At 31.3% G+C, this 21,601-nt stretch carries 24 protein-coding genes; 9 read left to right on the top strand and 15 right to left on the bottom strand.

Annotated elements, in window-relative coordinates; all coding sequences use genetic code 11:
* Window position 1 precedes the first annotated feature (1 nt).
* Window positions 2–517, top strand: a complete 516-nt coding sequence (locus HPY79_05135) for a shikimate kinase (GenBank protein ID NSW45178.1) — start codon at window positions 2–4, stop codon at window positions 515–517.
* Between the two features lie 18 nt (window positions 518–535).
* Here the strand turns inward: HPY79_05135 and HPY79_05130 are convergent, their stop codons facing one another.
* From HPY79_05130 to HPY79_05115, 4 genes are read right to left on the bottom strand one after another with little or no spacing between them, the layout of a single operon-like run.
* Complete coding sequence (locus HPY79_05130) at window positions 536–1,009, bottom strand: HAD hydrolase family protein (GenBank protein NSW45177.1); 474 nt, start codon at window positions 1,007–1,009, stop codon at window positions 536–538.
* Between the two features lie 3 nt (window positions 1,010–1,012).
* On the bottom strand, window positions 1,013–1,612 hold the full coding sequence (locus tag HPY79_05125; GenBank protein NSW45176.1) for a sugar transferase: 600 nt from the start codon (window positions 1,610–1,612) through the stop codon (window positions 1,013–1,015).
* Complete coding sequence (locus HPY79_05120; GenBank protein NSW45175.1) at window positions 1,609–2,826, bottom strand: DegT/DnrJ/EryC1/StrS family aminotransferase; 1,218 nt, start codon at window positions 2,824–2,826, stop codon at window positions 1,609–1,611. Before HPY79_05120 ends, HPY79_05125 begins: the two co-directional genes overlap by 4 nt.
* Complete coding sequence (locus tag HPY79_05115; GenBank protein NSW45174.1) at window positions 2,823–4,001, bottom strand: O-antigen ligase family protein; 1,179 nt, start codon at window positions 3,999–4,001, stop codon at window positions 2,823–2,825. Before HPY79_05115 ends, HPY79_05120 begins: the two co-directional genes overlap by 4 nt.
* Window positions 4,002–4,200: 199 nt before the next feature.
* Between HPY79_05115 and HPY79_05110 the strand changes: the two genes are divergently transcribed.
* The 6 genes from HPY79_05110 to HPY79_05085 are packed head-to-tail and all read left to right on the top strand — an operon-like array spanning window position 4,201 to window position 13,139.
* On the top strand, window positions 4,201–5,247 hold the full coding sequence (locus HPY79_05110) for a LacI family DNA-binding transcriptional regulator (GenBank protein ID NSW45173.1): 1,047 nt from the start codon (window positions 4,201–4,203) through the stop codon (window positions 5,245–5,247).
* A gap of 12 nt (window positions 5,248–5,259) precedes the next feature.
* Window positions 5,260–8,196, top strand: a complete 2,937-nt coding sequence (locus HPY79_05105; protein ID NSW45172.1) for a glycoside hydrolase family 92 protein — start codon at window positions 5,260–5,262, stop codon at window positions 8,194–8,196.
* Window positions 8,196–9,077: a DMT family transporter gene (locus HPY79_05100; protein ID NSW45171.1), complete on the top strand. Its 882-nt coding sequence runs from the start codon at window positions 8,196–8,198 to the stop codon at window positions 9,075–9,077. Before HPY79_05105 ends, HPY79_05100 begins: the two co-directional genes overlap by 1 nt.
* Window positions 9,074–10,855 (top strand): Na+:solute symporter, encoded by a 1,782-nt coding sequence (locus HPY79_05095; GenBank protein NSW45170.1) that lies wholly within the window; start codon window positions 9,074–9,076, stop codon window positions 10,853–10,855. Before HPY79_05100 ends, HPY79_05095 begins: the two co-directional genes overlap by 4 nt.
* The gene (locus HPY79_05090; protein ID NSW45169.1) at window positions 10,837–12,207 is read left to right on the top strand and encodes a sugar MFS transporter; all 1,371 of its coding nucleotides are present in this window, start codon (window positions 10,837–10,839) and stop codon (window positions 12,205–12,207) included. The genes HPY79_05095 and HPY79_05090 overlap by 19 nt, the downstream gene beginning before the upstream one ends.
* Before the next feature lie 11 nt (window positions 12,208–12,218).
* Entirely contained in the window at window positions 12,219–13,139 is a 921-nt protein-coding gene (locus tag HPY79_05085) for an ROK family protein (protein ID NSW45168.1), read from the top strand.
* 1 nt (window position 13,140) lies between these two features.
* On the opposite strand, the gene HPY79_05080 is transcribed toward HPY79_05085, so the two are convergent.
* The 11 genes from HPY79_05080 to recF form a co-directional block, all read right to left on the bottom strand.
* Window positions 13,141–13,725, bottom strand: coding sequence for a hypothetical protein (locus HPY79_05080; protein ID NSW45167.1), 585 nt, complete (start codon window positions 13,723–13,725; stop codon window positions 13,141–13,143).
* Window positions 13,726–13,784: 59 nt separating this feature from the next.
* Window positions 13,785–14,408 carry a recombination protein RecR gene (recR, locus tag HPY79_05075; GenBank protein ID NSW45166.1) on the bottom strand — a complete coding sequence of 208 codons (624 nt, stop codon included), beginning with the start codon at window positions 14,406–14,408 and terminating at the stop codon, window positions 13,785–13,787.
* A gap of 15 nt (window positions 14,409–14,423) precedes the next feature.
* On the bottom strand, window positions 14,424–14,942 hold the full coding sequence (locus tag HPY79_05070; GenBank protein ID NSW45165.1) for a DUF5606 domain-containing protein: 519 nt from the start codon (window positions 14,940–14,942) through the stop codon (window positions 14,424–14,426).
* A gap of 57 nt (window positions 14,943–14,999) precedes the next feature.
* Window positions 15,000–15,710 carry a TerB family tellurite resistance protein gene (locus HPY79_05065; GenBank protein NSW45164.1) on the bottom strand — a complete coding sequence of 237 codons (711 nt, stop codon included), beginning with the start codon at window positions 15,708–15,710 and terminating at the stop codon, window positions 15,000–15,002.
* Complete coding sequence (coaE, locus tag HPY79_05060) at window positions 15,707–16,288, bottom strand: dephospho-CoA kinase (GenBank protein NSW45163.1); 582 nt, start codon at window positions 16,286–16,288, stop codon at window positions 15,707–15,709. Before coaE ends, HPY79_05065 begins: the two co-directional genes overlap by 4 nt.
* Window position 16,289: 1 nt before the next feature.
* Window positions 16,290–17,276 (bottom strand): hypothetical protein, encoded by a 987-nt coding sequence (locus HPY79_05055; GenBank protein ID NSW45162.1) that lies wholly within the window; start codon window positions 17,274–17,276, stop codon window positions 16,290–16,292.
* A 3-nt stretch (window positions 17,277–17,279) separates the two neighbouring features.
* Window positions 17,280–17,603 (bottom strand): preprotein translocase subunit YajC, encoded by a 324-nt coding sequence (gene yajC / locus HPY79_05050; protein NSW45161.1) that lies wholly within the window; start codon window positions 17,601–17,603, stop codon window positions 17,280–17,282.
* Window positions 17,604–17,630: 27 nt separating this feature from the next.
* Window positions 17,631–18,089, bottom strand: a complete 459-nt coding sequence (locus HPY79_05045; protein ID NSW45160.1) for a DUF1573 domain-containing protein — start codon at window positions 18,087–18,089, stop codon at window positions 17,631–17,633.
* Window positions 18,090–18,155: 66 nt separating this feature from the next.
* Window positions 18,156–19,112: a transcription antitermination factor NusB gene (gene nusB / locus HPY79_05040; GenBank protein NSW45159.1), complete on the bottom strand. Its 957-nt coding sequence runs from the start codon at window positions 19,110–19,112 to the stop codon at window positions 18,156–18,158.
* A gap of 108 nt (window positions 19,113–19,220) precedes the next feature.
* A complete protein-coding gene (locus HPY79_05035) occupies window positions 19,221–19,496 on the bottom strand; it encodes a DUF721 domain-containing protein (protein NSW45158.1) in 276 nt (91 codons plus the stop codon).
* A gap of 1 nt (window position 19,497) precedes the next feature.
* Window positions 19,498–20,604: a DNA replication and repair protein RecF gene (gene recF, locus HPY79_05030; protein ID NSW45157.1), complete on the bottom strand. Its 1,107-nt coding sequence runs from the start codon at window positions 20,602–20,604 to the stop codon at window positions 19,498–19,500.
* A 212-nt stretch (window positions 20,605–20,816) separates the two neighbouring features.
* Here recF and HPY79_05025 point away from each other — a divergent pair, with 212 nt between their 5' ends.
* Together HPY79_05025 and HPY79_05020 are read left to right on the top strand one after the other, a co-directional pair.
* Window positions 20,817–21,236: an OsmC family protein gene (locus tag HPY79_05025; protein ID NSW45156.1), complete on the top strand. Its 420-nt coding sequence runs from the start codon at window positions 20,817–20,819 to the stop codon at window positions 21,234–21,236.
* Window positions 21,237–21,255: 19 nt separating this feature from the next.
* Window positions 21,256–21,600 carry a thioredoxin family protein gene (locus tag HPY79_05020; GenBank protein ID NSW45155.1) on the top strand — a complete coding sequence of 115 codons (345 nt, stop codon included), beginning with the start codon at window positions 21,256–21,258 and terminating at the stop codon, window positions 21,598–21,600.
* The last annotated feature ends 1 nt before the right edge of the window (window position 21,601 follow it).

Raw genomic sequence — 21,601 nt, 5'->3', positions numbered from 1 at the left:
GATGCGGTATTTTTTAATTGGTTTTATGGGAAGTGGTAAGTCAACTTTTGGAAAGCACTTAGCCAATTATCTTAAAACCGATTTTTTTGATTTAGACCATTATATAGAACAAAATACTCAAAAAACAATAGAACATATTTTTAAAGAAGAAGGCGAACAAGCTTTTAGAACATACGAAACTCAATATCTTCATGAAATTGTTCAGATTACAGAGCATGCCGTTATTTCCACTGGAGGGGGAACTCCTTGCTTTAATAATAATATTGATTTTATGCTCGAAAAAGGAATTGTTATTTATTTAAAACACAATGCTCAAACATTAGCACAACGTATTCTTCAATCAAAAACTGTTCGTCCGCTTATTCAACATTTCGACAAAAACGAATTAACCCTCTGGATAGAAGAAAAAATAACGCAACGAGAGGTATATTATAACAAAGCCAATATTATTATAAATGCTAATAACATTTACCCTAGTTTGCTTGTTCAATACTTAAAACAATTAGGTTTTAGTTGATTATTGCAGAATATAGGCTTATTTTCTCAATGTAGCTACAATTCGTTTAGGTTTTAAACAAAGTGCTATGGCATCGTGAATGGTAGGGCAAATAATTTTTGCAGCTTGTAATGCTTCTTGTGAAGCACCTTCGCTTTGAATGACAGCAATGCTTATGGGAGCTTTAGCTAACATCATCGCATCGTTAGAGCCGTTGCCTATGGCAATGCATTTATCTCTACCTAGATTTTCGAGATAAAATAATTTTTGTTGCTTTTCTTGTCCTGTCTTTAAAATACTTAATTTAACAGGAACTTTAGCTAATTGTTCGGCTGCCATTTTGAACGTATCGGCAGTAATAACATGTAAGCTTACTTGCTGCGATAAACTTTTTAATAATTCTTCTACACCCGGAATAAGTTCGCCATCGATAGCTAAAGTACCATTAAAATCGAACAAAACATGTTCAATATGATATTGCTCTAAAGGATTAAAAATAATGTCAATCGCCATATTTTATATTTTTTTATGAATACCTATAATACGCAAAAAAGTGAAGCCAATAATTTTCATATCAAAAACAAACGATTTTTTTTGAATGTATTGTAACGATAATGAAAGCTTATGTGGCATTATATGATGTATATAATATTCTTCGGGGTTTGAACTTTGCGCTAACTGCCGATTTTCATCAAAATAAACAAGCGAAGCGTAATCGGTTATGCCTGGCTTTACACTTAAAACTTTTTTTTGTTCGTCATTGTATAATTGCACATATTGGGGCACCTCTGGACGAGGACCTACAATACTCATATCGCCAAGTAAAACATTTATAAACTGAGGCAACTCATCTAGTTTATATTTACGCAATACTTGCCCCACACTTGTTATTCGATGGTCTTTACCCACCGTTAACAACCCTTGTCGATCGGCGTTTTTATACATCGTTCTAAATTTTAGCAATTTAAATTCTTTACCATTTTTTCCTACTCTAATTTGTTTATATAGTATCCCACCTCGAGAGGTTATTAATACCAATAAAGCTATTAAAAGCAATAAAGGCATAAAAATTAGCAATACCAATAATGAAAATAAAATATCGAATAATCGTATCATAAATTCAATACTTCTTCAACCGATTTTTTTACAGCATCAATAACGGTTGCGAGCATTTCGTCTGTTAAATCATAAAATACTGGCAACGATATTTCGCGTTGATAATTATCCCAGGCAACGGGAAAATCGGCTATTCTATATCCCCTTTTTTTATATGCGGTAAGTAATGGTAAAGGCTGAAAATGTACATTTACAGATACATCTTTATCGAAAATATGTTGAATAATCGCATCACGTTGCATTTCGTTTATCCCTTTTATGCGTAAAAGATACACATGATAAGACGAAATTCTGTCTTTATCTTCGTATATGGGCAAATCTGCCCAACTACAATTTGAAAATGCGTTTTGATAAATATCGAAAATATGTTTACGTTTTACAAGTGTATCGGTATCGTAGCGTTGCAATTCTACCAATCCTATTGATGCTAAAATATCGGTCATATTGGCTTTGTAACCAGCATCAATAATATCATAACGCCAAGATCCTTTTTGCATTTTAGCTAAAGCATCTTTGGTTTGTCCATGCAACATATAAGTGCAAAAATAACGGTACAATTCTTCGTGATTAAAAGTTTCAGGTAAGTTCATTACAATAGCGCCTCCCTCAGCCGTAGTAAGATTTTTAACAGCATGAAACGAAAACACGCTTATATCGGTTAATATTCCTGTTCTGCGTTGTTTATACCACGCTCCAATAGAATGAGCAGCATCCGAAAGTACTAAAATTCTTCCTAAACGTTCTTGTTCTGGGCTTTGTGGTGTAAATTTAGCTTTAATAGTAGGGTCCATAACCAATTGATTGATAGCATCATAATCGCATGGCAAACCAGCAATATCAACCGGAATAATAACTTTAGTACGTTCGGTTACAGCTTGCTTTATATTTTCAATAGAAATACAGAAATCATTAGCATTTATATCAACCATTACGGGCCTAGCACCACAATGTATAACAACATTAGCAGTAGCACAATAGGTATATGCAGGGACAATAACTTCGTCGCCTTCTTTAACTCCAAACCACCGCAGAACAAGCTCAAGTCCTGCAGTAGCTGAATTTACAGCTACAGTTGATTTTGCACCACAATATTCGTTTAAGCGTTTTTCAAACAATTTTGTTTTAGGACCAGTAGTTATCCATCCAGATTTAAGTGTATCTATAACTTCTGCAATTATTTTATCATCTATTCTTGGTGGCGAAAAGGGTATCATATCTGATTTAATTTAGATTCAAAAGCAAAAAAAGCATAAAAGTATGAAAAGAAAAATACTCCACCTTGGGTATTTAACATCGACTCGAAAAGGAAATTAAATGCAGTTAAAACTATAAACATTAACCAAGGTAAATTATACGTTTTCAAAGCTCTATAAAAAGGCATCAAAAACACAAGCAATAACATTAAAAGCCCAACAATGCCCTGCCCTACCAATGTTTCTAAAAACTGATTATGTGCATTTAATTTCTTTTCAACAGCTCCTGTCATGCCACGTTGATCATATTCGTTGATTAAGCTTTCTTTAATATCGCCTGTGCCAACTCCCAATAGCCAATTTTCTTGTGCAATCTTTAGCCCAGCTTGCCATACTAACCATCGAGCTGCATTACTTTCGGTTGTTGTAACATTGATTTCGGTTGTTTGAATAGTGTTTTCTAAGGCTTTAAATCTAAAATTACCAAAAACACCTACATAAGCAAATAAAATAGCAATAAATAATATTATTAAAGGTATCAAAATAATTCGTTTTCGAACGATATAATGTAAGGACATTAATAATAAAACTATAATGGCACTTAAAATACCAGCCTTTGACGAAAGTAGATAAATAAAAACGAGCTGTAATAGTATCCAAATAAATAAAACCAATTTGATAAAACGATGATTTAAAGTTATTAAAAAATCATATAAAAAGACTATCGCCATTACAACATACATTGCTAAATAGGTAGGATGATAGGGCGTTGAAAGTTCATTATAATACCAAAGACCTATATTATTTGTTTTTTGAAATGCAATGGCCGTTTTTACGATTAGAAATACCGTTATTCCTAAAATTGAAAAGGTATAGAACCATTTAAAAAATCGAGTATTTTGACGATTAAGTTGTTTGTGCTGAAAATAAAAAATAAATGGCAATATAACTAATGATAACTTAACTTCTAAGTCGAACCAACCACTTTTCAAATTATGAGTATATAGCATTGCAAACAAATGCACCAAATAAAATAATGGTAATGCCATCCATAATGGGCTAAAAATATTATAACTTAAAGCTTTATGAGTAAACATAAAGCAAAGTGCTATAAAAAACCAAATTGCTATATAAATGGACCCAATACCATAAATAAAGATAAAAATAGCACTCCACAAACCCAAAATGGCAAACAAAAAATTTATAAGTTTCTTTAAAGCCATAAACCATATTTGCGACAAATGTACAAGAAAATTTTATTTATACCTAAAAACATCTTTAAGTCTAGAAACGAAAAATACAGAATTAGTCTATTGTATAAAAAATATCAACAAATTATTAACAATGCTAAAACGTTTTAGCAAATTTTAATATCTTTGTAAAAAATTCAATAAAATGAAACCATATAAAAAAATATCATTAAACGATATTGCCGAAAAACTTGGTGTATCAAAGACCCTTGTCTCAATGGTTCTTAATGGTAAAGGCGATGAAAATGGCATAAGCAAATCGACCCAAGAAAGAGTTATACAATTGGCACAAGAATTAAATTACAAACCGAATCAGTTTGCACGTGGGTTACGATTAGGTAAATCTAATACTATAGGCCTTATTGTCTCCGATATTTCAAATTCATTTTATGCACGTATTGCCCGTTACGTAGAAGATTATTGCAGTCAAAACGAATATAATCTTATTATCTGTAACAGTGATGAAAACCCTGAAAAAGAAAAAAAAATTATTAAAACTTTGCTTGAAAAACAAGTAGATGGACTTATTATTTCATCTACAATTGAAGATACCGAACATTTAAGCATGCTAAATAATGAAGAAATTCCATTTATATTGATAGATCGCATATACAGCTCATTTCCTAGTAATTATGTAATAGTAAATAACTTTTTAGGTGCCAAAGAAGCCACTCAACATATAATAGAAAATGGGCACAAAAAAATTGCTTGTTATACCATATCACCAGCACATATTAGCACTCAGGTTGAACGCTTTTTAGGTTTCAAGGCAGCACTCGACGAAAGTTTTATTACTTTCAACGAATTTTATTATAAAGTTATTCCACGCGAAAACATTTATCAAAGTATTTATACCACTATTAAAGAATGGCATTACAACCATATTATGCCTACAGCTATATTCTTAGCCAATAATCAGCTTACGTTAGCTTTAATTGAAATTTGTAGAGAATTTAGAATTAACGTCCCCAAAGACCTTTCTATTGTTAGTTTTGATGACATTGAAGTTTTTAGATTCAATAATCCGCCCATCACCGGTGTTGTACAACCCATCGAAAGCATTGCTCATTCGGCTGTTAACGAATTAGTCAAAATAATTAGACAATCTAAAAATGAAAAAACTATCCATCTAGCACAAATAAAATTAGAAACAAATTTGGTTATACGTTCATCGGTTGCAAAATATTTATAATAATCAAGCTTAATGAAGTATTTTTTAGTTTTAATGAGTGTTGCATTATTTTTAATATCGTGCAACAAGAAAACAGAATTTAAATATATATGTTATGTAAATCCTTTTATAGGCACTGACGGCCACGGTCATACATTTCCTGGAGCCACTTACCCATTTGGAATGGTTCAATTAAGCCCAGATACTCGACTCGAAGGATGGGATGGATGTAGTGGCTACCATTACAGCGATAGCATTATTTATGGGTTTAGCCATACACATTTAAGCGGTACAGGAGTTTCTGACTATGGCGATGTATTAATTATGCCTACAACGGGTAAAGTACAAGTATTACCAGGCACTATCGAAGACGGTTTCGATGGTTATGCTAGTCCGTTTTCACACCAACAAGAGCAAGCATCACCCGGCTATTATAAGGTACTATTACAAAAATACCAAATAACCGCTGAACTTACCTGTACGCAGCGAGTAGGTATTCACCAGTATCACTTTCCACCTAACCAAAATCAAAACGTTATTATTGATTTAAACCATCGCGATGAAGTTATTGAATCATATATACGTTTTATTGGTGATGATGAAATTGAAGGCTATCGTTTTAGTAGCGCATGGGCAACCAATCAAAAGGTATATTTTATCATAAAATTTTCTAAACCCTTCATCAACAAAGGAATTATTATTAATGACCATCAATTTATTCAACAATCAGAAATAAAAGGCAAAAATATTAGAGCATTTGTTAATTTTTCAAATCGAGATACCAACTTAACTTGTAAAGTAGCCATATCGTTTGTCGATATGGAAGGAGCTCGCAAAAATTTAGATCAAGAAGCTTCTTGCTGGAATTTCGAAAAATATAAACAAAAAGCTCAAATAGCATGGGAAAATGTATTAGGTAAAATTGAGATTGATGCCGATAGCATTACAAAAAATATATTCTATACTGCCATTTATCATTGTTATACACAACCCAACATTTTTAATGATGTAGATAAACGATATCGCGGAAGAGACCAAAAAATTCACACTTTAGCTAAAGGTAATTATTACACCGTTTTTTCACTATGGGACACTTATCGTGCATGGCACCCGTTAATGACTATTTTAGAACCTCAAACCACAAACGATTTCATTCAAACTTTTTTATTGCAATACGAACAATCAAAATTATTACCTATATGGGAACTCGCAGCAAATGAGACTAATTGTATGATAGGATATCATGCCGTATCGGTAATTTATGATGCTTGGCAAAAAGGTATTCGAAATTTTAATGCCTACCAAGCCATTGATGCAATGAAAACTATGGCAAACAGAGATATCCCTTCACTCAAACAATATGAAAATAATGGATGTGTTTTAGTTTCTGATGATGGTGAAAGTGTTTCTAAAACGCTTGAATACGCATACGATGATTGGTGTATTGCTCAAATGGCCAAAAGCATACATAATACGAATATTTACAATCATTATCTTCAGCGTTCACAATACTATAAAAATCTTTTTGACCCCGTAACAAAGTTTTTTAGAGCAAGGCTAAATGGTAGTTTTATAAAACCATTTTCGCCATACGATGTTACTTTTCATTATACCGAAGCCAATGCCTGGCAATATGCTTGTTATGTTCCACACGACATATCGGGTTTAATCGAATTATTAGGTGGAAACGATTCGCTCGAGGCTCGACTCGACTCGCTTTTTAATACCCACTCTCAAATTAGCGGACGTAATCAACCCGATATTACAGGTATGATTGGCCAATATGCACATGGTAACGAACCTAGTCATCATTTAGCATATTTATATAATTACATAGGTAAACCTTTCAAAAGCCAACAAGTTCTCAGCAAAATATATTCTTTTTATACTGCACAACCCGATGGGCTTATTGGCAACGAAGATTGTGGACAAATGTCTGCATGGTATGTTTTTTCAGCATTAGGCTTTTATCCTGTTTGCCCAGGTGATAGTATATATGTGATTGGAACTCCAATAATAAACAAAGCCTTAATAAATTTAGCTAAACCCTTTAGCATTGAAACACATAGAACAAACAAAAACGATATATATATTCAAGAAGTAAAATTAAACGGAAAACCTTATCACAAAAGCTACATAAGCCATCAAACTATATTAAAAGGCGGAAAATTAGATTTTTATATGGGAAGTAAACCTTCGAAATGGGCAACTACTTCTGAACATTGTCCAAAATCCGTTGTAGATAAAAACAATTTTGTTCCTATGCCCTATTACACAGAAGGCGTTCGTGCATTTAAAAATAAAACAACTGTTACACTTTCGAGTATTGATAGTAGCCAATATCGCATTTATTATACCTGCGATGGAAGTAATCCTACCGAACATTCGAATCTATACATAAAACCTTTAATTCTCGACTCCACTTGTAACATAAAAGCTATTTGTGTTGATAAATTTCATCATTATAGTCATGTTTGTAATTTTAAAGTTCATAAATTAGATCCTCTAAAAACTATAAAAATACTATCAGCATATAGTAGCGAATATACTGGTGGAGGCGACATTGCATTGATTGATGGTATTACTGGATCGACCGATTTTAGAACCGGAGAATGGCAAGGATATCAGGATACCGATTTGGTCGCAATAATCGACCTAGGCAAGGTTCAAACAATTCAATATCTTGCAGCACACTTTTTACAAGATGTAAGTCCATGGATTTTATACCCACCTTATGTTGAATTTTCAATTTCAATGAATGGTAAACAATTTAAGCAAGTTGCTATTATTAATAATACACATCCTCGTAAAGATTGGAAAGCTCAAAGTACTTGGTTTGAAACAACCATAAAGGCTACCCAAGCCCGATACATTAAAGTTTTTGTTAAACGATCGGGAAACTTACCCGAATGGCATCCTGGTAAAGGTTTTCCAGCATTCTTTTTTATTGACGAAATTAGCATTAAGTAATGAAAGCTACATATTCTGTTTGGCATACAGGCTTAATATTATTAGCCGCTATGATTTGGGGCTTTGCCTTTGTAGCTCAAAAAGAAGGAATGCTTTATATAGGACCTTTTTTATTTAATACACTACGTTTCTTTATGGGTAGCATATTGCTATTAGTTGTCTTTTTTAAAACATTTAAAAATATTCAATTCAATGTTTTAAGAGCTGGAATTGTATTAGGCTTTTTGTTATTTGCAGGGGCAACTTTTCAGCAAGTAGGCATTATTTATACACAAGCCGGCAATGCGGGGTTCATAACTTCGCTTTATATTGTGTTTATTCCCATTGTAGGAATTTTTCTTAATCGTTCTACAAAAGCATATATTTGGTTTGCTATAATCATAGCTATTATTGGTTTTTTGTTTATGAGTCTTGATTTTAATACTTTTAAATTATCAATAGGCGATTTACTAGTGTTTATATGTAGCATTTTTTGGGCTTTGCATGTAAGTTTAGTAGAAAGCTATGCAAAATTAAACAAAAGCATTGCACTAGCTTGTATTCAATTCTTAACAGCCGGTTTTTTAAGCCTAATATTTTCAATCTTTACAGAAGATATCTCAATAAAAGCTATAGAAAATGCTTGGTTACCTATTGCCTATGCCGGCATTTTTTCTGTTGGAGTAGCTTTTACCCTACAAATATACGCTCAACGTTTTGTACCTGCTAATGTTGCTGGTATTTTATTCTCATCCGAAGCTTTATTTGCTATGCTTGGCGGAATATTTATACTAAACGAAAGTATGTCTTTTCGTCAAATGCTAGGAGCTACACTCATATTTTTTGCAATTTTATTTGTTCAATTATATCCCAATTTAAATACTAAAAAAACATTATTATGAACCTTTTAGATTGGATAGTCGTTATTTCGTTTTTTATACTATACATATTAATAAGCTTTTATTTTCATAAAAAAGCGTCAAGTACTAAGAACTTTTTTTTAAGCGGGCAAAATTTACCTTGGTATATAGCGGGTACCAGTATGGTAGCAACTACTTTCGCTGCCGATACTCCTTTAGCCGTAACAGAACTAGTAGCTCAAAATGGTATTGCAGGCAACTGGCTTTGGTGGAATATGGTTTTTGGAGGTATGCTCACAGTTTTTTTCTTCGCTCGTTTATGGCGACGTGCTGGCATAATGACCGATTGCGAATTTATTACCATACGATATTCTGGAAAAATAGCCCATTTTTTAAGAGGATTTAGAGCTATTTATATTGGAATTTTTATGAATACTATTGTGATTGCTTGGGTAAATTTAGCCATGGTCAAAATATTAAAAGTTTTATTTCCCGACTTATTATTTATGGGATTCAATGAAATTAATTTTTTAGGATTTACATTTTCATCGCATCTGATGTGGGTTGGGGTTGCGATGTTATTTATTGCCCTATACTCTACTCTATCTGGCTTAATGGGGACCTCTATAACCGATTCTATTCAGTTTATAGTAGCAATGGTAGGTTGTATTATTTTAGCTATTATTGCAGTACAGCATCCTTCCATTGGTGGCATCGAAGGTTTAAAAGCTAAGCTTCCATCTTGGATATTTAGTTTTTTTCCCGAAATAAGCAATAACTCAGCCCCGAGTATAACGGGTGTACTTCGATTAAGTTTAGTTGCTTTTATTACTTACCTTGGTGTTCAGTGGTGGGCGAGCTGGTATCCCGGAGCTGAGCCAGGTGGAGGTGGTTATATTGCACAACGTATTATGTCGGCAAAAAATGAAAAACACAGCATATTGGCTACAATGTGGTTTCAAATCGCTCATTTTACAATACGTCCTTGGCCATGGATATTGGTAGCTTTAGTTTCAATAATATTGTACCCTTCGTTACCTGCTGATCAAAAGGGCGATGGCTTTGTATATGTTATCCGCGATTTGCTTCCATCGGGAGCACTTGGGCTGTTAGTAGCTGCTTTTTTTGCAGCTTATATGTCAACTATTGCAAGTCAATCATTATGGGGAACATCCTATATTATTAACGACTTATTTAAACCATATATAAAACCTAATAAAGATGAACACTATTATGTTAAAATATCACGCTACAGTCTGTTTTTACTTGTAATTTTTAGTTTATTCTTAACATCTAAATTAAATCGTATTAGCGATGCTTGGAAATTCATACTTGAATGTAGTGCTGGCATTGGTCCTGTTTTATTATTGCGATGGTATTGGTGGCGAATCAATGCATGGTCTGAAATTGCTGCTTTATTTGCTCCTTTTATTATTTATCCATTTATTGTTTACAATAAAATAACTTTTCCTAACTCGTTACTTATTATTCTTTTCTGGTCGAGTATTGTTTGGATTATTGTTACATTATTAACTAAACCTACATCTGATGAAAAATTACAATCCTTCTATAATAAAGTTAAACCCATAGGACCAGGATGGAAAAAATTTAATAATAATGTAGCCGAATCATCTCCTCTAAAATATTTGCTTTTGTGTTGGTTATTAGGTTCATTAACCGTTATTATGTTTTTATTTTCTATTGGCGAAATTATTTTTCATCGCTATATTAGTGGTTTTAGCTTTTTAATGCTTGCCATAATGAGTGGTGTTCTTGTGTTTTACTTTTTATCGAAATCAAAATGGGAAAAAGAGATATAAATCAATCGAGCTATACATTAGCCGTGCTTATTATTTTGTTTTTTATATGGGGTTTTTTAACCAGTATGAACGATGTTTTAATACCCTTTCTAAAAGGCGTATTTCAGTTAAGTCATGCTCAAGCAATGATTATCCAATTTTCGTTTTTTGGAGCTTATTTTATTGGTTCTCTTATCTATTTTACTATTAGCGCTATATGGACAGACCCTATCAATAAAATAGGTTATAAAAATGGAATTGTTTTGGGTTTATTTTTAGCTGCTTGCGGAACAGGTCTTTTTTATCCAGCTGCTCAAATGGTTTCATATGGAATGTTTTTAAGTGGATTATTTTTATTAGGAATTGGATTTACACTTTTACAAATATCTGCCAATCCTTACGTTGCTATCATTGGTAAGCCCGAAACAGCTCCTTCGCGTTTAAATTTAGCACAAGGTTTTAATAGTCTGGGAACTACCATTGCACCACTTATAGGTGGTTACCTAGTATTTAAATTATTTACGGGTGATGCATATCGAAATGCCGATGCGTTAATTATTCCATATTTATCTTTTTGTTTTATTTTTATTCTTTTAGGTCTATTCTTTTTAATTATTAAGTTACCTGATTATAAAGAGAATGTATCGCGCGAAAAATGGAACATTTCTCATTACCCTCAACTTATATGGGGAATTATTGCAATATTTATGTATGTTGGTTCTGAAGTAAGCGTTGGTAGTATGCTTATAAGTTTTTTAAAACAACCTCATATTGGAAATATGAACGAATTTGATGCCAGCAAATATGTATCTCTTTATTGGACCGGTTTAATGTTTGGCCGTTTTTTAGGTTCATTTTTACTGAATGAACAAAGAAATAAAAATACTTTTACAGGAGTTTTTATAACTATTTTTTTAGGATGGATTTTATTATGGTACATACATAATATTGAATTGGCTAGCCTCTATATTATTTTTGTATTTATTTGTGCTTTTATATTATGGAAAGCTCAAAATGCTCATCATTCGTTGGCTTATTTTTCGATCATTAATGTTTTACTTTTATTATTGGTTATTCAAACATCAAGTATAATTGCTATTTGGTCGGTAGTATTAGTTGGTTTATTCAATTCTATTATGTGGTCTAATATTTTTACTTTGGCTATTGACGGATTAGGCATACATACATCGAGAGCATCATCGTTGCTAGTTATGGCAATTGTAGGAGGAGCATTGCTTCCTTTGCTCATGGGCGTGATTGCCGATGTTTCTAATGTTCAATATTCATTTATTGTACCATTAGTTGGTTTTATATATCTTGCTTTTTATGGCTTTATAGGATATAAAAAGAAAAAAATATTAAGAGAAATTTAAATTTTAAAATTATGAATTATTACATTGGAATTGATATTGGAGGAACAAATACAGTTTATGGTATTGTTAACGAATTAGGCGAAATTGTTTTTGAAGGATCTTATCAAACAACCTTGTATAACAATATTGAAAGTTTAGCAAAAGACATTTTTTTATCGTACCAAGATTTTAAATTAAAAAATAATATTCAAGTTAAAGGGATTGGCATTGGCGCACCTAACGGAAATTATTACAATGGTTGTATTGAATATGCACCTAATTTAAATTGGGGCGAAATGGTTCCCGTTACTTCAATTTTTGAAGAATTGTTTCAATTACCAACTAAGCTAACCAACGATGCCAATGCGGCAGCAATAGGCGAAAAAATTTTTGGTGGTGCTCAAAACATGAACGATTTCGTTGTTCTAACCCTCGGCACTGGTTTAGGAAGTGGAATTTATGTGAATGGTAATATTGTTCATGGTAAACATGGATTTGCTGGTGAATATGGTCATACCAAATGTAGTGAATCTAAACGACTCTGCACATGTGGTAAAAAGGGCTGTCTCGAAACCTTTATTTCTTCAAGAGGTATAATACAAACCTATAACGAATTAGTATTTTCAAATAAAGGAAGATTACCTATCGAAAAAATAAGTATTAAAGAATTATACCAACAGGCATTAAATGGCGACAAAATAGCAATAGAAACTTTTAATAAAACTTCTGAAATACTCGGTAAATCACTTTCGAGCCTAATCTTAATATTAAACCCTGAAGCTATTTTCTTATTTGGTGGCATAGCCAATGCACATTCTTTAATGATTCCAGTTATTAAAACTTATGTAGATGAATCCGTTTTACCCATAATAAAAGGGAAGACACAAATTCTTCCCTCTCAATTATTAAATAAGAATGCAGCAGTTCTGGGTAGTGCTGCTATGTTTTTTTAATTTATTTTAATTTAAAGGTAACACCAATTGTAACGTAGCTTATATCATAACCAAATTCTAGGTATGCAGCTGTTTTATCGTTGAAAAAGTAGTTTGCTCCTAAATAAAAATTAAATAGAAAGTCTGCTCCTGAATAATCGTAGCTTGAATAACCATCGTAAGGACCGTCGTATGTGTCTTTAAAACTCAAATATAATAGTCCCATTCCTAAACCACCATAGGCATTCATATCAGGAATACCCACTTCAGAAAGATTATAATAATATCCTCCTCTAACCACAGCGCTGATATAATTATAGCTCCATTTGTAATTATGGATATTGCCATTATGGTCCCAATAATAACTTTTATAATACTTATTAAAGAAACCTAAGGCTCCTCCAATCGAAAAGGTTCCAGGTCCAATTTCCTTTAATCCATGATCGAAAGCAATTCTGAATGCTGGTGTGCCACCACTATAAGTTCCCCAATATCCGGCCGAAGGACCAATACCAATACTTAATAAATTATTTCCAGGTTTCATTTCTTGTGCCTGAATTAATTTAACAGCAAACAAAATAAGTGTCAATAAAAATAGTTTTTTCATAGTAATAAAATATTAAAATTAGTTTTGACAAAATTACACATTGTTTTCAATAAAAACAATTATTTACTTTTTCCATCAAAAACGAGTCTATGAATAATAGAACGAGCTAATGTTATCTCGTCGGTGTATTCAAGTTCATTACCAATAGCTATACCTTTAGCTATAGTAGAAAATAATATAGGATAATGTTGAAATTTTTTAAAAATAAAAAATGCAGTTGTATCGCCTTCGACTGTTGCCGATAAGGCAAAAATAATTTCTTTAATCGGTTCGTTTTCTAATCTAGCTTGCAATGCATCAATGTTTAATTGCGAAGGTGTAATTCCATCCATAGGAGAAATTAATCCGCCTAAAACATGATACAGACCATTGAATTGGTGTGTTTTTTCTATTGCCATTAAATCGTTTACGTCTTCTACTACACATAATAAAGATGAATCGCGTTGCATATTAGCACATATATCGCAAATATCATTATCAGAAATAGAAAAACAACGCTTACAATACTTAACATTTTGTGCCAAATTGCTTAATGAATCGGCCAAGTTTAGCAATGGTTCCTTACCCTTTCGTAACATGTGCATAACAAGCCGAAAGGCCGTTTTTTGTCCTATTCCTGGTAATTTAGATAATTCTAAGACAGCTTTTTCGAGTAATGTTGAAGGGTATTGTTTGTTTTCCACTTGAATTGTTTAAATCTATTCGTTTTTAGCAGTTGTTGTTTTCTTTTTGGTAGTTTTTTTAACAGATTTTTTTTCTTCAGTTTTTGTTTCGATTGCTAAATCAGCATTATCTGTTTTTTCTTCTTTTACATCTTCTTTGAGTTCTTCTTCAAATGGTAATAAATTATTCTTTATTAGTATATTATACCACGTCATTATTTTTTTAATATCAGAAGTATAAACCCTATTTTTATCATATTCTGGTATAGCTTTCTCGAAAAGGGCAATCATTTCTTTTGTTTGCTTTTTAAAATTTAGCTCTACTTCTTTATGATCGAATGCTTCATACATTCTGTGAAAAACATCTTTTAATGGTAATTCTTCGCCTGTTGTAAATAAAGCAATATCGCTCAATGAATTCAGTCTATCGGTAGAAAAAGCCGGCATACGTTTACCATCTACTAAAGATTCAACAATGATATTGTTTTTACCTTGAGCAATTAATTTAAAAAGCCCTGAATGGCCAGAAATAGTTAAAATTTCATTCAACTTCATACATTCAAATTTAGTGTTGCAAACCTAATATATTTTTTAATTTTATGCAATATGCTATTACTTAAAGCCTCGATGCTTTTTAATCATTTCATAAGCTTCATTTATTTTCTTAAATTTTTCTTGTGCTTTCTTTTGTATTTCTTCTCCTAAATACGATACTTTGTCGGGGTGATGTATTAAAGCTAACTTACGATATGTCTTTTTTATTTCTTCGTCGCTAGCATCGGGCGATACTTCGAGAATTTTATAAGCATCTTCTATAGAGCTGCCACTGCAAATTAACGATTCAAAGCTAGAAGCAGGAATATTTAATAAATTAGCAATTTTCTTTATTACAAGTATTTCGCTATTAACTAATTCATTGTCGGCATGAGCAATTCCAATAAGTAGATGAATAAGTTGTAATTTCGATTCATATTCAAGATGAGTATTTATTTGATAACAAATATTTTCAAGAGCAATATCTTTTTTAAGTATATCACGAAGTGTAAGTAAAGCCTCTTGAGCTTCTTCATTACCCAATAAGTCTTTTAAAATTTTTTTTACAAAATCAAGTTCTGAACGCTTTACAGTTCCATCGGCTTTCATTACGGCAGCAACTAATACCAAAAAACTTGCAATAAAATCGCCTCTTGTAGTAACTTTCTTTCCTGTATTTATGTTTTCGTCAGCATCGATAATAGCTCCAGCGGCAAATCCAAATATAGCACCAATGGGTCCAAACAAGGTCCAACCAAGACCACCTCCTATCCACTTTCCCCATTTCATTTTATAAGTAATTTATGGATGTTTAACACTTGTTCAATTAAGCTATGTTGTTCGTCGTTGATAACTATAAAATCCGATAATGATTTTTTATATTCGTCGGTAGTTTGAGCTTTTATACGTTGTTCAATATCTATTAATTCCATACCTCTTTCTTTTAAGCGATTTAATCTTAAAGATAGGGGCGAAATTACTGAAATTATTTTATCGTAATGGCTTTCTAATTTCGATTCAAAAATTAAAGCAGCTTCGTGAATAACATAAGGAGCATTTTTATGCTGCCATTTCCATTCATTATAGTCGTTCATCACTGCTTGATGTACTATGGCTTCTAATTTTTGTTTTACATTTTCGTTATTAAAAATAATAGAAGCGACGTACTTTTTATTTAAAGTTCCTTTGGTGTATGAATCACTTCCTAAAATATCAATTAAAAAATTTTTAATAGTTTCGTTATTTTGCATTATCCATTTTGCACGTTCATCAGCAAAGTAAACAGGAATATTCCAGTTATTAATAAATATTTTTGATATTGTGGTTTTTCCACTTCCGATACCACCTGTCAAACCGATAGATATCATATTATTTTTTTAATACAGTAAAATACGATGGAGTAACCTGTAAATTTATAACTTTTTTAGGATAGTTGAGTATTTTTATTAAATAAACTTCGCTATTTGAGTTGGAAACAGGTACTTTTTCAAATCGGAATGAAAATTGAGATGCATCAATTTCATTGTAATAATGAATGCCTACCGAGAATTTTAACACAATATGACTGGGTAAAAATATTATATTCTTTTGTTTATTTGAGAAAATACTATTAATAGGTATTGCGATTGTTTTTTCTGTTTTCTTTTGTAACTTAATATGCACATTAACATTATCGGTGCTCATTTCGCAAAATTGAATAGGTTTTAATGAGACTTTTAAGCGAATATCTTTATCGATGCTATTTATTTTTTGTGTTAAAGTGTAAATTGTATCTATAGTATCAATTAAAAACATCGGTCCTGTAAGTAAAACTACACTGGGTTTAACTTGAACACTATCTACTAAAAAATCTTTATCAACGCTATACGTTATATTGGGAATTACAAAAACTTTTTTACTCATTTTTTTTGAAAAAATAAGTTTTATATTTTTAGGTTCAACAGATAATATTTTCATTTCGTCGGAGAGTTCTTTATCGAGCGAAGGAATAATTGTTTCTGTATTAAAATAAATCAGATCTCTATCGGTGTTAGATTTTAAATTTATCTTAGCTAAAACATCGATGTATATTGGCTTATACGACAATAGTTTATATCGCAATAAAGTAAAACCTCTACCAAATACATTTACATTAAGTTGTTTTGGTAATGGATTAACTAACACTTTATCGTCGGGAAAATGGTAAAACCTAATAGGTATTGAAATGGTAGTGTAATAATCTTTTTCAAGCTTATTGAAAAACCAAATAATGCTTGACAATAAAACAAAAAATAAAAATATTAAAACACGTCGATTGCGTTTAACCTTTTTAGGATTAAATAAATTACGAACTTGTTTTAATAATTCCGATTTCAAATGTTATTTCTTTTGTTCGAGATCTGATGGGTCGCCAAATACTGAATTTATATCAACACGCAAACGCATTTTATCTTCAACTTCAATAATTACGATATTATCGCGAATGTCGTTAATTTTTCCATAAATTCCCCCCGAGGTAATAATTTTATCGCCTACTTTTAAATTTTGTCTAAAGTTTCTCAGTTCTTTTTGTTTTTTCATTTGAGGGCGAATCATAAAGAAATAAAAAACAACAATAATAAGAATTAAAGGCAACAAAGACATTATTGGATTTTGACCACTTTTAGGGTCAGCCATTAACATTAAAGGTTCAAAAACATTCATCATAAAAATATAAATTTAAGTTAATAATTAGCGATTTTCAGGAACTACAACTTCAGCTGTAAAATGTAATTCAACGGCACTTGGCTGCGTGTTTGCTAGTACAGTTACTGTTTTGTTTTGCATGCCGCTACGACCAGAACTATCGAAAACAACTTCGATTTTGCCTTCTTTTCCTGGTGCTATTGGAGCTGAATCGTACTTAGGTACCGTACATCCACAGCTAGCATGTACAGAAGATATTATGAGATTTGATTTTCCAACATTTTTAAAAGTAAAAGTATATGAAACACGCTCACCTTGAACAATCACTCCAAAATCGTGTACCATTTCTTTCCATTGAAATTTTGGAAGCGTAGTAGTATCGATATCCCCTTCGGCTGTTAAAGGATTTTGAATCAAATCTGTATCAACTTGTGTTTTATCACTTGATTGACAAGCACCTAAAAATAATAGAATGGTAAATGCTAAAACACCTATCTGTTTCATATTTTTTTTTGCGAAGTTAATAATAAATTCTCTTTAAAAAACTTTTATTATTTTAAACAATGTTAATTATGGCATTTGTTCTCCTATTAAACCTTTACCTTTTTTTACAATGGTTCCGTCAGATTTGCCTTCGTGAACAATTTTATCGAGCACTCCATTTATAAAAGTGCTGCTTTTTTCGGTACTATAATATTTTGACAATTCTATGTATTCATTTAAAGTAACTTTTATAGGTACTTCTTCCATATGATAAAGCTCTGTAATAGCCATTTCTAGCAATATAATATCGAGTTGAGCAACACGTTCTAATTCCCAATTTTTTAGAAAGCGTTGAATAATTTCAGCGTGTTCGTTGTGCTTTAAAATGGTTTTACGAAATAAATTTTTGGCAAATTCAATATCATCGTTATTTTTATACATTTTCAGAAGTGAATTTTGAGAACCTTTTGCTTCTGTGAATTTATCGATGGTAGCTATTACATTCGAAACTACAAATTCTAAATCGTCGTTCCAATATAAGCTAATTTCTTCTAATAGTTGATTAAAATCAACAGAATTTATTACTATATTGGCAAGGAAATATTGAACAATTTCTTTATCATCATTAAAACTAGGATTTTGCAATAATTGATATTGAACAAATTCAGGTCTTTTTTCTAAATCATCGTATAAAGATGATAAAACATTAGTATAATTTTGCCAATTAAATTTATTGTTGTTTAAAAACGTCGTTAATAAATAATTTTGCTCTATTAACTTAATTAGTTTATTGTTTACAAGGTTTTCGCTTATTTCTTCGGGTTTATTCGATTTTAAAAACTTGTTTTTTCTAATTTCGATTTTTTTTTCAGCAAAAAATTTTAAATCTATTAGTAGTAAAAAAATATAATGATAAAGTTCATAAGTTTTATGGATGCTTTCAAATAATTCTTTTTCGGTTTGGTTTATGTCGCCTGCCATTCGTTGAAAATAGGCATATATCATTTGCATAATCTTTAACCGTAATAATCGACGACTTATCATATTTTTAGAACTGTGTTTTTTTTTTTGGCTGGCAAAGATACGAATATTTTTTTAGTAAAAATTCATTGAATTGGGAGATATACTTATTAAAAAAATATATTTATAAACCTATAGAAAAACTATTTTTTTTAAATAAGCCTTGCCGGCAAGTGAATTTAGTTGATCGAGCAAATCGTCGTGAGCAATGCTAAGCTCATGTTTTAATACTGAAGAAGAAATACTTACAAAAAGCACATGATCATTTATATATATTTTTTGAGTATTTTTTGAAATATACATGCCAGCTACCTCTGACCATGCATTTATAATTTTGGTTTCCAATAGTTTATCGTTTAGGTGATATGCATCTATTAACTCGCGAATTGCGTCGCCTATCGTGCGCATATTATCCCTTCGGTGTTTTGAGTTCATTTACTTTCCCATTTGTTACTTCAAAAATACAAAAATCGCTCGACTTTTCCAATTTTTCGAATTGATTTAAATTTGTATGTGTAATAAAAACCTGAATATTTTCATTAATCACAGTCTTAATTAAATGGTTTACTCGTTTTTCATCCAGTTTATCAAAAATATCGTCTAATAAAAGAATTGGAATTTCGTTATGCTGCTTAAAATACTTTAAAATTGCTAATTTAATTGCAGTTAAATAAGTTTTTTGTTGCCCCTGAGAAGCATAATAACGAATCGTCTTATTATTTAAATAAAATATAATATCATCTTTATGAATTCCTATGGTAGTTGTTTCTGCTTGAATATCCTTTAATCGATTTTGTTTTAATAATTCAAATAACGAATTATCGAACAATGAACTTTTATATTCTAACGAAACAACTTCATCTTGTTTTTGAGACAAGTTCATATAAGTATTTAAAAATATGGGTAATATAGTTGATATAAATTTTTTTCGAATATTAAAAACATAAGAAGCAGGCTTTTCTAACTGTGAATCGATAATATCGAGCATTTCGTTTTTTACATGTATTAACTGTTCTGATTTTAAAAGTGCATTTCGTTGTTTAATCAATCGGTTATATTCTATTAAATATGATAAATAAAATTTATCGTATTGCGAGATAGTTGCATCCAAAAGTTTTCTACGGAACTCACTACCTTCAGAAATAATAAAATGATCTAATGGAGAAATAACCACTAATGGCAATTTACCAATATGATCGGCAAGTCGATTATAATCTTTTGAAAAATATTTAAATTGTTTTCGGCCTTCACTTTTAAATATACAACTATACTCCTCAAAAGAATTATGAACATTATATACACCCGTAATTCGAAAAAAGTTGCTACCTGATTTAATATTTTCGTTATCGTTGGCATTTAAAAAACTCTTTGTAATAGATAAATAATGAATGGCATCGAGAATAGTTGTTTTGCCGGCTCCATTTTCACCATAAATAAAATTCAAATTAGGTGAAAACTCTATATGAGCCTCACTAATATTTTTAAACTGCTGAATAGTAAGTTCACTTAAAAACATATACAAAGGTAGTTGTTTAAGTTGAAAAAAACATCGAACTTAAATCAAAAATCCTCAATATTATAGAATACATAGCATTTTGCCAAAAAGATTTTATAAGTACGTTATACATAAAAAACTAATCTATCTCAACTTTTTTATTTGGCTAAATCATAGACTAAAAGTAATTTTGAGGAAAACTTAAGTCTAACTTTGCAAAAGAAAAATTAATTATGAAACACACAGTAAAAACATCTTGGTTAGGTAAAATGGCTTTTGAAGCAAAAGTAAACGATTTACCTGTAACAATGGACTCCGCTCCCGATTTTGGTGGCGAAAATAAAGGTCCACGTCCTAAAGAATTATTATTAGCCTCGGTTTCGGGTTGTACTGGCATGGATGTCGTAGCTATCCTTAAAAAGATGCAAGTAGAGCTCGAATCATTTAATATGGAAGTTGAAGCCGATATGACCGAAGAACATCCTAAACATTATACCAAAATGCACCTTATTTATGAATTTAAAGGTAAAAACCTCGACCGCTCTAAGCTCGAAAAAGCAGTAACACTCTCACAAGACAAGTATTGCGGCGTTTCGTATATGTTTAAAAAATTTCTTGAATTTACTTATGAAATAAGAATTATTGAATCATAAACCAAAAAAAATAAATGTTATGTTGTACACCAATTTAAAACACATCGAAACAGCCGATGATTTAAAGAAAATCATCAATGAAAACGAAAACGTAATGGTATGTTGCGGACGTATGGGTCCCATGTGCGTACCTGTTTATGCAGCTATGGAAGAACTTGAGCCAGAGTATCCACATGTTAAATTCTACGATATGGAATTTGACAATCCCGAATCGCACATTATTCGAAATGCACCCGAATGCAGAGGATTCATGGGATTACCTTTTACCATGTATTACAAAAATGGCAAAGTAGTAAAGGCCACTTCAAGCATTCAATCTAAAGAGCAAATAAAAGCAATACTCGATAAAGAATTTTCTAAGTAAA

The sequence above is a fragment of the Bacteroidales bacterium genome (assembly GCA_013314715.1).
Classification (GTDB): domain Bacteria; phylum Bacteroidota; class Bacteroidia; order Bacteroidales; family GWA2-32-17; genus Ch61.
Note: the sequence above shows the minus strand (reverse complement) of the source record. Positions and strands in the feature narration are given on the sequence as shown.